This is a genomic window from Salinibacter grassmerensis (assembly GCF_947077765.1).
Taxonomy (GTDB): Bacteria; Bacteroidota; Rhodothermia; order Rhodothermales; family Salinibacteraceae; genus Salinibacter; species Salinibacter grassmerensis.
This window is the reverse complement of sequence record NZ_CAMTTF010000008.1, coordinates 48,219-62,685: the sequence shown is the minus strand read 5'-3', so window position 1 is coordinate 62,685 and position 14,467 is coordinate 48,219. Positions and strand designations below refer to the sequence as shown.

11 protein-coding genes are annotated in these 14,467 nt (G+C 64.7%); 8 read left to right on the top strand and 3 right to left on the bottom strand.

Annotated elements, in window-relative coordinates; genetic code table 11:
- Window positions 1–34: 34 nt before the first annotated feature.
- The 6 genes from OJB03_RS13995 to OJB03_RS13970 all read left to right on the top strand — a co-directional run bounded on the left by OJB03_RS13995 (window position 35) and on the right by OJB03_RS13970 (window position 11,459).
- Window positions 35–2,431: an ABC transporter permease gene (locus OJB03_RS13995; protein WP_263788532.1), complete on the top strand. Its 2,397-nt coding sequence runs from the start codon at window positions 35–37 to the stop codon at window positions 2,429–2,431.
- A 97-nt stretch (window positions 2,432–2,528) separates the two neighbouring features.
- Window positions 2,529–4,934, top strand: a complete 2,406-nt coding sequence (locus OJB03_RS13990; protein WP_263788529.1) for an FtsX-like permease family protein — start codon at window positions 2,529–2,531, stop codon at window positions 4,932–4,934.
- A gap of 152 nt (window positions 4,935–5,086) precedes the next feature.
- On the top strand, window positions 5,087–5,371 hold the full coding sequence (locus tag OJB03_RS13985; RefSeq protein ID WP_263788526.1) for a hypothetical protein: 285 nt from the start codon (window positions 5,087–5,089) through the stop codon (window positions 5,369–5,371).
- A gap of 396 nt (window positions 5,372–5,767) precedes the next feature.
- Window positions 5,768–6,472, top strand: a complete 705-nt coding sequence (locus tag OJB03_RS13980; RefSeq protein ID WP_263788524.1) for an ABC transporter ATP-binding protein — start codon at window positions 5,768–5,770, stop codon at window positions 6,470–6,472.
- A gap of 91 nt (window positions 6,473–6,563) precedes the next feature.
- The gene (locus OJB03_RS13975) at window positions 6,564–8,996 is read left to right on the top strand and encodes an FtsX-like permease family protein (protein WP_263788522.1); all 2,433 of its coding nucleotides are present in this window, start codon (window positions 6,564–6,566) and stop codon (window positions 8,994–8,996) included.
- 27 nt (window positions 8,997–9,023) lie between these two features.
- Window positions 9,024–11,459: an ABC transporter permease gene (locus OJB03_RS13970; RefSeq protein WP_263788520.1), complete on the top strand. Its 2,436-nt coding sequence runs from the start codon at window positions 9,024–9,026 to the stop codon at window positions 11,457–11,459.
- 23 nt (window positions 11,460–11,482) lie between these two features.
- Here OJB03_RS13970 and OJB03_RS13965 read toward each other — a convergent pair whose 3' ends face one another.
- Window positions 11,483–12,289, bottom strand: a complete 807-nt coding sequence (locus OJB03_RS13965; protein ID WP_263788517.1) for a pentapeptide repeat-containing protein — start codon at window positions 12,287–12,289, stop codon at window positions 11,483–11,485.
- Window positions 12,290–12,451: 162 nt separating this feature from the next.
- On the opposite strand from OJB03_RS13965, the gene OJB03_RS13960 reads away from it, so the two are divergent.
- Window positions 12,452–12,634, top strand: a complete 183-nt coding sequence (locus OJB03_RS13960; RefSeq protein ID WP_263788513.1) for a hypothetical protein — start codon at window positions 12,452–12,454, stop codon at window positions 12,632–12,634.
- Between the two features lie 87 nt (window positions 12,635–12,721).
- Window positions 12,722–13,252 carry a type 1 glutamine amidotransferase domain-containing protein gene (locus OJB03_RS13955; RefSeq protein ID WP_263788510.1) on the top strand — a complete coding sequence of 177 codons (531 nt, stop codon included), beginning with the start codon at window positions 12,722–12,724 and terminating at the stop codon, window positions 13,250–13,252.
- A 140-nt stretch (window positions 13,253–13,392) separates the two neighbouring features.
- Here the strand turns inward: OJB03_RS13955 and OJB03_RS13950 are convergent, their stop codons facing one another.
- Window positions 13,393–14,010 carry a superoxide dismutase gene (locus tag OJB03_RS13950; RefSeq protein ID WP_263788508.1) on the bottom strand — a complete coding sequence of 206 codons (618 nt, stop codon included), beginning with the start codon at window positions 14,008–14,010 and terminating at the stop codon, window positions 13,393–13,395.
- 163 nt (window positions 14,011–14,173) lie between these two features.
- Window positions 14,174–14,464, bottom strand: coding sequence for a hypothetical protein (locus OJB03_RS13945; RefSeq protein ID WP_263788503.1), 291 nt, complete (start codon window positions 14,462–14,464; stop codon window positions 14,174–14,176).
- Window positions 14,465–14,467 lie beyond the last annotated feature (3 nt).

Sequence of the window (14,467 nt, the reverse complement as noted above, 5' to 3'; positions counted from 1 at the left end):
CTGCCCTCAACCTTCACACTAGACCCCCAAAGCCATGCTCCGCAACCACCTCACCGTGGCGCTCCGGCGCATGCGCCGCCACCTCGGCTACACGACCATCAACGTCCTCGGACTGGCCGTGGGCCTCGCCGTGTGCGCGTGCATCGGGCTCTACGTGGCCGACGAGCTCAGCTACGACGACTTTCACCCCACAGGCGATCGGCTCCACCGGGTGGTCACGGACCTGAAAGGAGACGATCATGTGCGAGAACTCGCATCCACCCCTCAGCCGGTCGGCCCGATCCTAGAGCGCAAATATCCGGAGGTAGAGACGGCTGTTCGGCTGCACAACGCCCGAGAACCGACCGTGAAGGTGGGGGCGCAGTTTTACCGGGATCGGTCGTTTTTCTACGCCGAGCCCGACCTTTTCGAATCCTTCGGGTTTACGCTGCAGCGGGGCGATTCGACAGCGCTACGGGCGCCGAGGTCGGTGGTGCTGACGGAGCGGACCGCAAGGACGTACTTCGGCGACCAGGATCCGATGGGACAGACGATCGTGGCGGACGAGACCGAATACACGGTGACAGGGATCGTGGACGACCCACCAGCGAATACTCACCTCCAGTTTGAAGGCGTCTTCTCGTACTCGAGCCTCAGCGACTCTCAGCAGCAGAGTTGGGGCAACATCAACGCCTACACGTATCTCGTTCTGTCCAGTGGCGCCGACGTTCAGTCGTTTGAGGAAGACATCGCCCAGTTCGTCGACGAAGAGACGGGCGGGCGCGTACAGGAGGTCCTTGGGATGACGTCTATTCTCAGCTTGCAGCAGGTCTCAGACATCCACCTTCACTCCGACCGGCGCTATGCCCTAAGCGAATCGGGCGACATTCAAACTGTCTCCCTCTTTGCAGGCATCGCCGTCCTCGTGCTGCTGGTTGCGTGTATCAACTTCATGAACCTGGCGACGGCGCGGTCGATGGACCGCGCCCGCGAGGTCGGCGTGCGCAAGGCGATCGGGGCCACGCAGAGCGGCCTCGCCGGGCAGTTTCTCGCCGAGTCGGTCTTGACGGTACTGTCCGGGGCGGTTCTGGCGGTGGGCCTCGTGGCGGTGGGCCTGCCGCTCGTGAACGCCGTTAGTGGAAAGACGCTTTCGGTCTCAACGTTGGCAGCCCCCACGGTAATCGTAGGGGCCATCGTGGGCGTGACCATGGTGGGGGTCCTGGCCGGGAGCTACCCGGCCCTGGTCCTCTCCCGCTTCCAGCCGGCGCGCGTGCTTCAGGATTTCCTGACCGGATCGCGGCAGCGGCAGTGGCTTCGTAAGGGGCTCGTGGTCTTTCAGTTTGGCGTGGCCATGGCCCTCGTGATTGGCGTCGCCGTGATCCTCCGCCAGTTCGCGTACATGCAGGGCCAGGATCTGGGCTTTCAGGACAAGCAGGTGCTCGTGGCCGACCTGCGTCCGGTGCCGGACACATTGGTCGCCCAGCAGTATCGCACGCTGAAGCAGGAGCTGTCGCGCGCGCCCAGCATTCAACGGGCCGCCGTGACGGGCGGCGTGCCGGGCCGCTCGATTGCCGACGGCATTGTGGTGCGTCCGGAGGGACATCCCGACGACGAGACGCGCGACCTGCGCCGGTACGACGTGGATGCGGACTATTTGGAAACCCTCGACTTGGAGGTCATTGCTGGACGTGGCTTTCGTCCAGGGGACCGGGGTGCAAAAGATCCGCGCCCGGTACTCGTCAACGAGACGGCTGTGGAGGTGAACGGATGGGATCGCCCCAGGACGGCGGTCGGAAAGACAATGCGCCGCAACGAAAAGACTCTTTACGAGGTCGTAGGCGTCGTTGAAGACTACCATCACTTCTCGCTCCGACAAAAAATCGAGCCTCTCTTTTTGCGCTTCGCCCCCGAAGGCTACGAGTACGCAGCGATGCGAGTAGGCCCCGGTCAGGCATCGCAGGCCCTCGATCACCTGCGGCAGACGTCGAACGATCTCTACCCGGCGTATCCGACCGAGCACTTCTTCCTCGACGCAGATTTCGAGCGCCAGTACCAGGCCGAACGGCGTCTCGCATCCATCTTCGGCGGCTTCGCGGGCCTGGCCCTGTTCGTGGCGTGCCTGGGCCTCCTCGGACTCGCGGCCTTCACGGTGCGGCAGCGCCGGAAAGAAATTGGCATCCGCAAGGTGCTGGGGGCGACGATGAGCCACCTCCTTGGCCTGCTGTCGAAGGACTTCCTCGCCCTCGTCGGCATCGCGTTTGTCGTAGCCGCGCCGGGGGCTTATCTCGGCGCGCAGGCGTGGCTGGAGGGCTTTGCCTACCGCGTGGATCTGGGGCCGTGGCTCTTTCTGAGCGCCGGCATCGTGGTGGCACTCCTCGCGCTCGGCACCGTGAGCGTGCACTCGATCCGCGCCGCCCTCGTGGACCCGGCCCCCGCGCTTCGGGAGGAATAGCATTCACCGGTTCAGGGGCGTGGGTGCTCAGGAGATTCGCTTCCTCAACCCATCAGCATCACAACGCCTCGGTCCTCAACACCAAGTCTGAAATCCCATGCTCCGCAACTACCTCAAGATTGCGCTCCGCACGCTCTGGAAGCAGAAGGGCATCACCGCCATCAACGTGGTGGGCCTAGCGGCGGGGATGGCTGTCTGCCTGCTCGTGGGCCTGCTCTTCTGGGATCAGGTGACGCACGACGACTTCCATCCCGACAGCGAGCGCATCCATCGCGTCACGACCACCCATCAGGAGAATCCGGACCCGTACGCCCCGTCGCCGGCGGGACTGGCGCCGGTACTTCGGGACGGGGTCGCGGGCCTCGAAACGGCCACGCGTCTGCGGCGCACCGACCGCAACGTGTCGCAGGATAACCGCGGATTCCGTGCCCAGGGCCTCTACGCCGAGCCGCAGTTCTTCGACCTCTTTGGCTTTCAGCTGGAGGCCGGAAGGGCGGCAGAGGTCTTGAGTGATCCCTACACCGCGGTGATCGCCCAGGACTTCGAAACCCAGCTGTACGGGGACCAAAACCCGATGGGCCGCACCTTTCAGCTTAAGGAGATGGGCACCTTCACCGTTACTGGCGTCGTGGACCGCGACGCCTATCGGTCGCACCTGGACTTCGACGTGCTGTATTCGTTCGCCACCCTCCAGCAGACCCGGGCCGAGGAGATTGAGAGCGACTGGGATAGAGGTTATGCCTACTACACGTATCTCCGCCTCGCGCCCGGCACCACGCCGGCCGACCTGGCGCCGACCCTCCGGCAGATCGAGGAGCAGTACCTGCCACCCCCGTCGGCGGAGGGCGTGCCGCCGGAGGCGTTCCGGCTGCAGGCCCTCTCGGCACTGCCGCTGAGCGAGCTCCTCCCCAACGAGATTGCGACGGGGATGCTGCCGTCAGTCATCGGGTACTTTCTGGGCATTCTGGCGCTGCTGGTGCTGGTGGCGGCCGCCTTCAACTACGTCAACTTATCGACCGCCCGGTCGCTCACGCGGGCCCGGGAGGTGGGCGTCCGAAAAGCTGTGGGGGCCCGGCGGCGGCAGGTAATGGGGCAATTTGTTGCGGAGGGCACCATCGTGTCGCTGCTGGCACTGGGCCTCGCGCTTGTACTCCTGCAGGGACTCGTGCCCCTGTATAACCAACTCTCGATCCATCAGACCCTCGGCGCTCAGATTGACGTGCGGCAGGGCCCGCTCGTGTACGGGGCCTTCCTGCTCTTTGCGCTGGGCGTGGGGGCCGTGGCCGGCCTCTATCCGGCGTGGCACCTGTCGAAATTCCGTCCGGCGCGGGTGCTCAAGGCCAGTGCGCAGAGCGAGACGCCCGGGTTGGGCTGGATGACCCTACGCAAGGTTCTCACGGTGCTCCAGTTTACCGTTGCCATCGTGGTGATCGTGACCGCGGCGCTGGTCTACCAGCAGGTCCAGCACATGGAGCAGCGGGACAATGCAGGCGTCCGGACCGACCATGTTGCGCGCGTGGCGTTGCAAGACGCCCCGATGACGCCCTTCCGGCAGGAGGCCCGGGCCGTCACCGGCGTTGAGCAGGTGGGTGCGGTGCGCAACCTCCCCCTCGACGGGCGCACCACCACCGCGTCTCTCCACTCGGCCCACATTGCCGATTCCTTTGCGTCGATCTACTACCCGGCCGACTACGAGGCGCTTCGGATCCTCGACGTTCCCCTAACGACGACCGACGAGTGGTCGGAGGCGCGATTTGAAGATGGGCAGGTGATCGTCGCCAACAAGGCGGCGACCCGCACGCTCGGGTTCGAGTCGGCGAAGTCGGCCCTCGGCGCGCCCGTGATGATGGAGCGGCGCGACACCACGCGCCAGGTCCGCATCGCCGCCGTCACCCCAAACTTCTACATCCGTTTTTCGGAGTCGCCGGATCAGCCGGTGGTGTTTCGCTACGACCCGGCTGGGTTTCGGGCCGCCATCGCCGAGGTGGCCTCGTCACAGGAGCAGGCCGCCCTCACCGCCCTGAGTAGCACGTGGCAGCAGTTCGATTCCGTGAACCCTCCCGACGTGCGCCGCTACGACGAGATCGTACGGAGCGGGGTTGTGACGCCGATCGCTGAGGCCGGGGGCGTCCTGGCGCTGGTGGCAGCCCTGGCCGCCCTCATCGGGTGCCTGGGCCTGCTCGGCATTGCCACCTACACGGTGCAGACCCGCACCCGCGAGATCGGGATTCGGAAAGCACTGGGCGCGACCGTGCCCTCCGTCGTAGGGCTGTTGTCGAAGGACTTCCTGTGGCTGGTGGGCGCCGCGGGGGCGCTGGGCCTGCCCCTGGCGTGGTGGCTGAACCGGCTTTGGCTCCGCAGCATGGCCTACCGGATTGAGATGGGCGCGCTGCCGTTCGTGCTGAGTGCCGCGGGCTTGGGCGTATTAGCGTTCCTCGCGGTCGGGTCGCAGACGGTCCGTGCCGCGCAGACCGACCCGGCCCGGACGCTTCGCGACGAATGAGCAGACGGGTTGACTGTTAGGCGCTGGCCGTCGGGCGTGGGTGCTGCCCGGATCGCTCCGACGATTTACAACCGATTTGCAATAACGGACCAACAGTCAGCGGGGAGCAATGGGCAAGCTTCGCGGGCGAACAGCAAAATAGCGGCGACGCCATGGGCCAAGTCAGCATTCCGATCCTCATGCCCGAGGCGGACGAGACCCTCGAGCTGGAGGTCACGGTCGGCGGGCGAACACTTCTGATGGAGTACCGCATCGAAACGGTCACCTGGGGCCCTGAGGTCACGCCCGGGGAGCGGGCCGAGCAGATCCGCGCCTTCCTCGACAACTACAACTCGGACTGGTCGCTTGTGCAGATCGGGGTGCCGGAAGGCAGGGCCGTGCCCATCACGTGTCATCGGCGGAGGAAGAGCACTGAGGCTCCGAACGCTGGGGACTGAGACGGGGACTCAGATGGGAACAGGCATTGGCGTTTCGTGCCCAGTTGCGGGCGCCTCCATCCATCGTGCGCTGACGCGCAGGGGGCTGTGCGAATGCGCACACTTCAGGCCCGAACGTGCCACTCAGACTTGCCTCAGCGGCGCTGAGGCGGGCTTTTGAGACCTGGCACAGGTGTTGACCTCTACCACGGGTACAACTGCCCTTTTCCTTTTCGTCCCTACAGACGCCATGACTCGTCCGGCAAGAGTGGCCGTTCTCCTGAGTTGGAGTCTAGGGGCCGTCCTTGACAGATTCGCGGTGCAGCCGTCCGTGTTCTTCTCCGCGGGCTCGCGGTCCGAGGCCCTTCCCGCACAGTCCGTCGTCGCCGTTCTCGCTCGTTCGCTCCTGGTACTGCTATGATTCGTACACGCGACCTCACCAAGGCCTATCGCGACGGCCTCTCGCAGACCTTTGTCCTCCGCCAGATTGACCTCGACATTGAGGCGGGGGCGTTTGTCACCGTTCAGGGCCCGTCGGGGGCCGGCAAGACGACGCTGCTCCACATCCTGGGCCTGCTCGACGCGCCGACCGAGGGCACGTACGAGTTCATGGGCGACCCTGTCCACTTGATGAGCGAAGACCGCCGGACCGAGATTCACCGCTCGCAGATCGGCTTCGTCTTTCAGTCCTACCACCTGATCGACGACCTGACCGTCTACGAGAACCTGGAGACGCCGCTCATCTACAAGGGCCTCTCCGCGTCGGAGCGCGAGAGCAAGGTGGCCGAGATGCTCGATCGGTTTCGGCTCGTGGCGAAGAAGGATCTGTTTCCCCACCAGCTCTCCGGGGGGCAGCAGCAACTCGTGGGCGTGGCGCGGGCGCTCATCATCGAGCCCACGGTCATTCTGGCCGACGAGCCGACCGGGAACCTGCAGTCGGACCAGAGCGAGGAGATTATGGAGACCCTGACGCGGCTGAACACAGAGGATGACGTGACGATCGTGCAGGTGACCCATTCGGAAACGCTGGCGGACTACGGGGAGCGCATCATCAAGCTGAACGACGGCTGGATAGACGCCGACCACCCCGTCGAGGCGGAGTCGGCGGAAGAGATCAGATAGATGTGTGTCCCGAAACGCCCTCCTGATCCGCGAGGAGGCCCGTCCACAGATAGCAGCAGCAGACGTTTGTCGTCAGTTCAACACGCCCCCCATGGTTCGCAGCTACCTCAAAACGGCCGTTCGCACCCTCTGGAAGCACCGGGGCTCTACGGCCATTAACGGCATCGGACTGGCCGTCAGTCTCGCCGTGGCCCTGCTCGTACTCCTGTTCATGCGCCAGCAATGGCGGGTAGATCGCTTCCATTCAGAAAGCGAGAAGATCCACCGGGTGACGACGCTCGACCAGAGCGACGGCTCGCGCTACGCCACGGCCCCGAGGCCGCTTCCGACCGCCCTGCGAGAGTCGGTCGCGGGCCTTGACGCCGTCGCCTCCGTCAACAAGGACGATGATAGCTTCATCGTCCACGACAACAAAAGCCTAACCGCCGAGACCATACGGACTACCGATTCATTCTGGGAAATCTTCGACGGCTTCCGGTTCCGGGCGGGAACGCAGAGCGGCGCGCTGTCGCGGCCCCGTACGGCTGTGGTGACGCTGGAGACGGCGCGGCAGCTGTTTGGCGTCTCAAACCCAGTAGGCGAATCTTTCCGGCACGAAGGAGAGGAAAAGCACACCGTCGTCGGGGTCCTTTCCCCCTCCGACGCTCCCTCCCACGTGAATGCCGACGTATACCTCTCTACCGGCGACGAGTCCGCCACGGCCTCCACCCCGGACGCCTGGAAGCAGACCTACACCCAAAACACGTACGTCCGGCTCGGCGACGACACAATGCCGTCTACCCTCCAGGCCGCGGCCACAACTCTGTTTGAGAATCGGACCCGGTCGGAGGTGGCGTCCAATCTCCAACTTCTGGTACAGTCGCTGGACGACATGCGGTTCAGCCCGACCCTCGCAAACGAGATCTCGGGCCTTCTAATACTGCCCGGATGGATTTTTGGGCTGATGGGGGGACTGGCAGTCGTCGCGCTCCTCGCCGCTATCTTCAACTACGTGAACTTGTCGGTGGCCCGGTCGCTACGGCGAGCCCGGGAGGTGGGCGTCCGGAAGACACTGGGCGCGCAGCGCACCCAACTCGTTGCGCAGTTCTTGACGGAGTCGGTGGTCACGGCCCTGCTCGCATCCGGGGTCGCCGTATTGCTGCTGGCGGGGCTCGTGCCCCTCTTCAACGACCTCTATCTCTTCAGTCTGCTCGACCTTCCCCCACTAGAGCTAGAGGGGCTGTTGACGCCGGGCGGGGTCGGGGTGACGGTCGGCATTGCGGTGCTCGTGGGCCTTTTGTCGGGGGCCTACCCGGCGTTTGTGCTGGCCACGTACCGTCCGGCGCAGGTGCTGGGCAAGCAGGGCGACGCCGCCACCGGAAGTGGTACGGGATGGCTCCGGAGCACCCTCATCGCCACTCAGGTCGCGTTTACGCTCATCCTCATCGTTACGGCCGCGACGATGCTGCGCCAGACCCAATCGATGGCTGCGGCCGATCATCAGTTGCGAACGGAGCAGCTGATCAGCCTGGAGCTCCAGGACGTGTCGTACGAGCGCTTTCGGTCGGCTGCCCAGGAGCTCCCGAATGTCGAGACGGTGTCGGGGATCAACAACTTGATGCTCGGACCCAGCAGCTACGACTCTCATCCCCTCCGCTCCGACCGAATCGACTCCGCAATCGAGCCGGTGGCCTACGCCGTCGATACGACGTACGTCCGGGACATGAACCTGCCGCTCCGGGCCTCACTGACTGACTGGGACGAGCAGTTTGCGTCCGGGGAGTCCCTCATTCTCAACCGGGCCGCCGTCCAGGCCCTCGGCTTCGACGGCCCCCGCGAAATTTTGGGCACTGCGGTGACCCAGGGCGACCCGTCGCAGGCAACCACGTCCCGCACGGTGGTGGGCGTCGTCGACAACTTCGATTTCACGGGGGCGGGAGACATCTACGGAAATATGGGGCGCGCCCGGACCGATCCTCTGATGCTGCGCGCCGACGCCGACCAGTACGCTCACGCCCTGGTGCGCGCCCGAACGAGCGATATGGCCGGCGTCCAAAGTGATTTAAAGCAACTGTGGCGGGAGCGAATCGACACGGCTTATCCCTTTGAGAGCCGCTTTTACGACGACGTGCTCCGCATGCGGTACGGGCCCCTCGGCGACCTCGCGTCGGCTGTTGGGGGCGTCGCCGTCCTCGCGATCCTCATCGCCCTCCTCGGGCTACTGAGCCTTGCCGCCTACCACGTCCGGACGCGGACCAAGGAAATTGGGGTTCGGAAGGCCCTCGGGGCGAGCGTTCTCGATGTTGTGGCCCATCTGTCGCGCCCGTTTGCGCTGCTCGTGGCCGGCGCCGCCGTGGTTGCCGTCCCGGTGGCGTGGGTCCTGAACCGATGGTGGCTCCAGTTGATGGCGGATCCGGTCGGCGTACGCGCCGGGGTCGTCCTGGTCTGTGTCCTTGGGCTCGTGGGTGTTGCCCTGCTTACCATTGCGACCCAGACCCTCCGCGCCGCCCGCATCGACCCGGCTCGAACACTGCGGGATGAATAGCACCGCCCTCCTGAACACCACCCTGCCATGCTTCGAAACGACCTCACGACCGCGATTCGTGCCTTCCGCCGCCATCTCGGCTACAGCGTCATCAACGTGGTGGGGCTGGCCATCGGAATCGCGGCGTGCCTGCTTATTGCCCTCTTCGTCCGGCACGAACTCTCATACGACGACTTCCACGAGGATACGGATCGCATCCATCGGCTGGTGAGCGACTGGGGCGATACGGCAATGCCCGCCAGCACCTGGCCCACGATCAGCGCGATTCAGGAGAAGAATCCCTCCCTTGAACTGGCGCCCTTCTTCGAGGCGCGTGCGGTCGTTCACCGGGACACGAAGCAGTTCAACGAAGACCCGGTGTTCGTGGCCCGTCCCTCCTTCTTCGAGGTCTTTACCTTTCCTACACGGCGCGGCACGGCCAACGAGGCCTTCGGCCGCCCCTACACGGCCGTCCTCACGCCCACAATGGCGGACACGTACTTCGGGAACGAAAATCCGGTGGGCAAGACCCTGCGGATGACGGGCCTTAACGGCGGGGATCGCACGGTGGAGGTTACGGTTGCGGGGGTCCTCGATCCGATTCCCGAGACCTCTCACTTCCACCCCCGGATCATCGTCTCCTGGGCAACGATGGACGCGGCGTTCAACTTCACCGAGGCACAGCGTGAAGGCTCCGGCGGGGGCTTTCGGGCGTACCTGAAGGTGCCGGACGGGATCGCCCCGGACTCGCTCGCGGCGACGTTTACCGAGCAGGCCAAGGCCCGAAGGGGAGACGACTGGAGAGGGGCCACACTCCGGCTCCAACCCCTGACAGACATTCATCTGTATTCGGATCTCAGTCTCGAGATCGAGCCGAACGGATCGGCCGCGTACGTTGCCCTCTTCGCCGCCATTGCACTCTTCATTCTCCTCCTGGCGGGCATGAACGTCGTCAATCTGTCCACGGCCCGCGCGCTCGACCGGGCCCAAGAGATTGGCGTTCGCAAGACAATTGGGGCCACCCAGTCGCAGCTCATCCGACAGTTCCTCGCGGAAGCGGCTGTTCTCGTCGGAAGTGCGGTCGTGCTGGCCCTGGGCCTTGCAGCGGCCACCCGTCCGCTCTTCCGGAGCCTGACCGGGATGTCGCTCCCGTTCGCCACCTTCGCGGACCCCTACACGGTGCTCACCCTTGGCGGCATCGCCCTCGTCACGGCACTCGGCGCCGGAAGTTACCCGGCGTTCGTGTTGAGCCGGTTCGATCCGGCCCGGGTCCTGGGCGGCGGCCCCGGCGTGCACCGGGCACGTGGAGCAGGCGCATCGGTTCTGCGACGCGGTCTCGTCGTGTTTCAGTTTGCCACGGCGGTGGTGCTCGTCGCAGGCACCATCGCGGCGTACTGGCAGCTTGACTACCTGCAGGACGCAGACCTCGGATTCGATACAGAACAGGTGGTCACGATCCCCCAACCGCCGGCGGCGGATGCTCCGTCGGTCTCGCACACCTTCCGACGAGACGTGGCTCAGAAACCGGGCGTAACGGCGGTCTCGGAGGGGTCGGAGCCAATGCCCGGTGATCTGCAGGCGAGCGTCGGGGCCGCATTCTCCGGCCTCGGCATCGCCCCGGAGAAGCGCCATAAGCTCCGCCTCGTGACCGTGGGCGACCGCTTCTTCGAAACGCTCGGGGTTGCACCCGTTGCGGGTCGCACGTTCGAGCGGGGCCGGCCCGCCGACTCGTCCGGGGTCGTCCTCAACCGGGCAGCGGCCGAGCGCCTCCTCACCGATCTTCCGTCCGACCAGCGCACCCTGGAGGCAGCACTGGAGCGCCCGCTCGACGTGAGCGTGGGCTTTTTGGGGCGCAACCTGGAGGTGATTGGCATCGTCGACAACGTCCACCTCGCCACCCTCCACCGGCGCGTTGAGTCGATGGCGTTTTTCCTGACCCCCATCCTCCAGGACACATACTACCTTCGCGTCGATCTGGACGAGACCGACTCCCGACTCGCTGGGGTCGAGGAGGTCTGGCAGCGGTACTTTCCGAATGCCCCCTTCGCCTACGAGTTTGCCGACCAGTCCTTTGCTGCTGCCTATCGGTCCGACCAGCGGTTCGCCACGCTTCTGGGCATTTTTGCCGTCCTCGCCGTGCTTGTTGCCGGTCTGGGCCTCTTCGGACTGGCCGCCTTTGCGGCCCGACAGCGACGTCACGAGATTGGCGTCCGGAAGGCCGTCGGTGCCTCAGCGGGACAAATTGTGGGATTGATTTCCAAAGACTTCCTGCGCCTGGTGGGGGGAGCCATCGCGGTGGCGGTCCCGGTGGCGTACGTGGGCCTCACCCAATGGCTTGATACGTTCGCCTACCACTTTGATCTCGGCCCCGGTGTGTTTCTCTGGGCCGGCGCAGGGGCGCTCCTCGTAGCCCTCCTCACGGTGAGCGCACAGGCCCTCCGCGCCGCCCGCATCGATCCCGCGACGGTTCTTCGCAACGAGTAGACGCCCGAGGACCGGAAGCGGGATCATCCCCGATGTCCTTCGACCTGTGGCTCCAGCAGCCCCGGATGGTTCGCCTCGATTTCCGCCTCCAGGTCGGGATCCAGGCGGGCCTTGAAGAGAGTCTCTACCTCTGCGAAGGTGTCGGCGGTGGCGTTCCGGATGCCTCGAAGATCCGCCCCTCGAAGGTCGGCCCCGGAGAGCATCGTCTCCTGCTCGTCCTCCTCCGACGCCACCACGCCCGCAAACACGCCGAAGTGGGCCCCGGAGAGGTTGACGTTCCGAAGATTCGCCCCAGAAAGATCCGCGGCTCCCAGGTACGCGTCTGATAGGTCCGCATTCTGGAGATCGGCGTCGGCCAGGTCGGCCCCGTGCACCGACGTTTCCGAAAGATCGGCGTCCTTCAGGTCCGCCCCGCGTAGATAGGCATTCTTCAACGTCTCCGGAGGGGTCTCTTCCCGGTTCAGTCGCCGGACGTTTCCCACGATGCGGTACGTCGCCATCTCGTGCTCCCAGCCGAGAAGATCGTTGATGGCGTTGGTGTACTTCTCGATCCGGCGCCTCCGTTCGGCCTTCCGGTCAAACCACAACAAGAGACAGCCGAACAGCAGGAGGTCCAGTAGCATGCCGTGCGCCTCGGCAAAGATATTGAGGAGAAACTCGGGCTCGTTGAGCCAATACTCCAGCGACAGGGGAATCACGATCCCCGCTCCCACCAGGAATACAAGAAGCGACAACAGCACAGGGCGCTCCGCTCGGAGGGGCGCAATCGTTTCCTCGACGATGCTTCGGGAGAACCAGTCGTTCCAGGAAGAGGACTTTTGGGGCGGCATGGACGTATGTGGAGACTCCGGGTCCGATCGGTCGTGGCAGATTGGGGTACGGTGCGAATTTCCACGAGAACCGAATGTTTATCAAGAACGGCCCGTGGGAGGACCCGGCAACGCAACCTCCCCGATTCGATGTCGTCTATTTAGACCCTTTTCTCGCGCATTGTGTATCTGCCGACCATTTCCGACCGTCAGATCTGGATCATCGCCGCCGGCCTCATCGCCGTGGATCTGCTCCTGTTCATGATCCCCGTCGTTCCCTTCCTGGCGGCGTACGTTCTCGTTGCACGCCCAGCCTGGTTCAAGGAGTTTATCGACGACGTGTACGACCGGACGGGCTCTCACTGAGGCGCGCAGGGGGCATTGAGATCTACGTCGCCAAGTTTTTGATTGCAATAACAGAATCTTTTTAACCAACTCTATCGCAACGCTCGTATGTCCACGTCTCTGAACACCCATCGCGTCGCGGTCCTCGTCGACAAGTCGTTCGAGGATCTTGAGTTCTGGGTCCCGACCATGCGGCTCCGGGAGGAGGGCGCCGAGGTCGTGGTCGCCGGGCGCGAGGCCGACACCACCGTCACCGGCAAGCACGGCCTCACGGCCACCACCGATGCAGCCGCCCGGACGCTTGACCCCGACAACCTGGACGGCGTCGTCGTCCCGGGCGGCTGGGCCCCCGACAAGCTCCGCCGCGACGAGGGGGTGCAGGACCTGGTGCGCGAGATGGATGCCCAGCAGAAGATCGTCGCCCAGATTTGTCACGCCGGACTCGTGGGCATCTCCGCAGGCATCGTGGACGGCCGTCAGGCCACTGGAAGTACAGGCATTAAGGACGACCTTCTGAATGCGGGCGCGACATGGGTCGACGAGGCCGCCTTTCAGGAGGAGCACCTCGTCTGGGGACGCGTCGTGAAAGACATTCCGGCCTTCTGCCGGACCCTCGTTCAGGCCCTTCAGGACGCGTAGGTGCTCCCGCTTCGGGGGCGCCTCTCGTCCCGACGACAGTCCCAACATCCGTTTCAACAACAAAAAGGGGTGGCCGGAGGACCGGCCACCCCTTCAGGCAACATGGGTCGGGCCCCTACCGGGCCCGTGGGAGAGCAGGACTACGCCGCCACAATCTCGTCGTAGTTCTCGCCGACGGTGTCCCAGTCGACGACGTTCCACCACTCGTCCACGTAGGTGCCGCGCTCGTTCTGATAGTTGAGGTAGTAGGAGTGCTCCCACACGTCAATCCCGAGGATGGGCGTGTGCCCGTCCAGCAGCGGGTTGTCCTGGTTGGGTGTGCTGGTCACGGTAACGTCGCCGTTGGGCTGCGCCACGAGCCATCCCCAGCCGCTGCCAAACTGCCCGGTCGCGGCGTCGGCAAAGGCGTCCTTGAAGTCCTCGTAGGAGCCAAAGGCATCGTGGATGGCGTCCGCCAGGTCTCCACCGGGCGTGCCGCCGCCGTCCGGGGACATGGTATTCCAGAAGAGACGGTGGTTGTAAAAGCCACCCCCATTCTGGCGCACCGGCGTCTGCACGTCCGTCGGAAGCGTGTCGAGACCAGCAAGAAGCTCTTCAACCGAGTGCTCTTGGAGGTCGTCGTGCCCCTCCAGCGCGTTGTTCAGCTTTCGCGTGTAGCCGGCATGGTGCTTGTCGTGGTGGATCCGCATCGTCTGCTTGTCAATGTGCGGCTCCAGGGCGTCGTAGTCATACGGCAGGTCAGGGAGGTCAAAAGCCATAAGCCGTTCTCTTTTTTGTTGGTGAATACGCCGAAGCTTCTTGTTATGCTATGGGTGAGATAAACGCCCTGATCTGTGTCTTTGTTTTGGATTCCCAAAGAGTTCGCCCACCTCAACGATCTGGTCTTTTTCCGGGAAGTCCCTGGTCGCAGCGACCGTGCTATCACCCAAAGAGGGCCCGTAGGAAGACCGTTCCGGCCCAGAGAAAAAAAGCGGCGTAGAGGACGCCACTGGCCCATCTCCACCACTTCGCGGTCTGTGCACGACCTCGTCGGGCAAGCACGCGGCCGTACGCCGTACAGCCGCCCGCGAGCCCCAGGAGCCCCAGCCACGTGGCGTTGCGGTACTGCCCGGCCAGGAGCATAACACCAATTCCGAAGACGAGCCCGGCGTACAGCGCCGCGATGGCCGTCCAGTTAAGGTTCGATTCCGAGGCGGATGACGAAGCGGACACGGA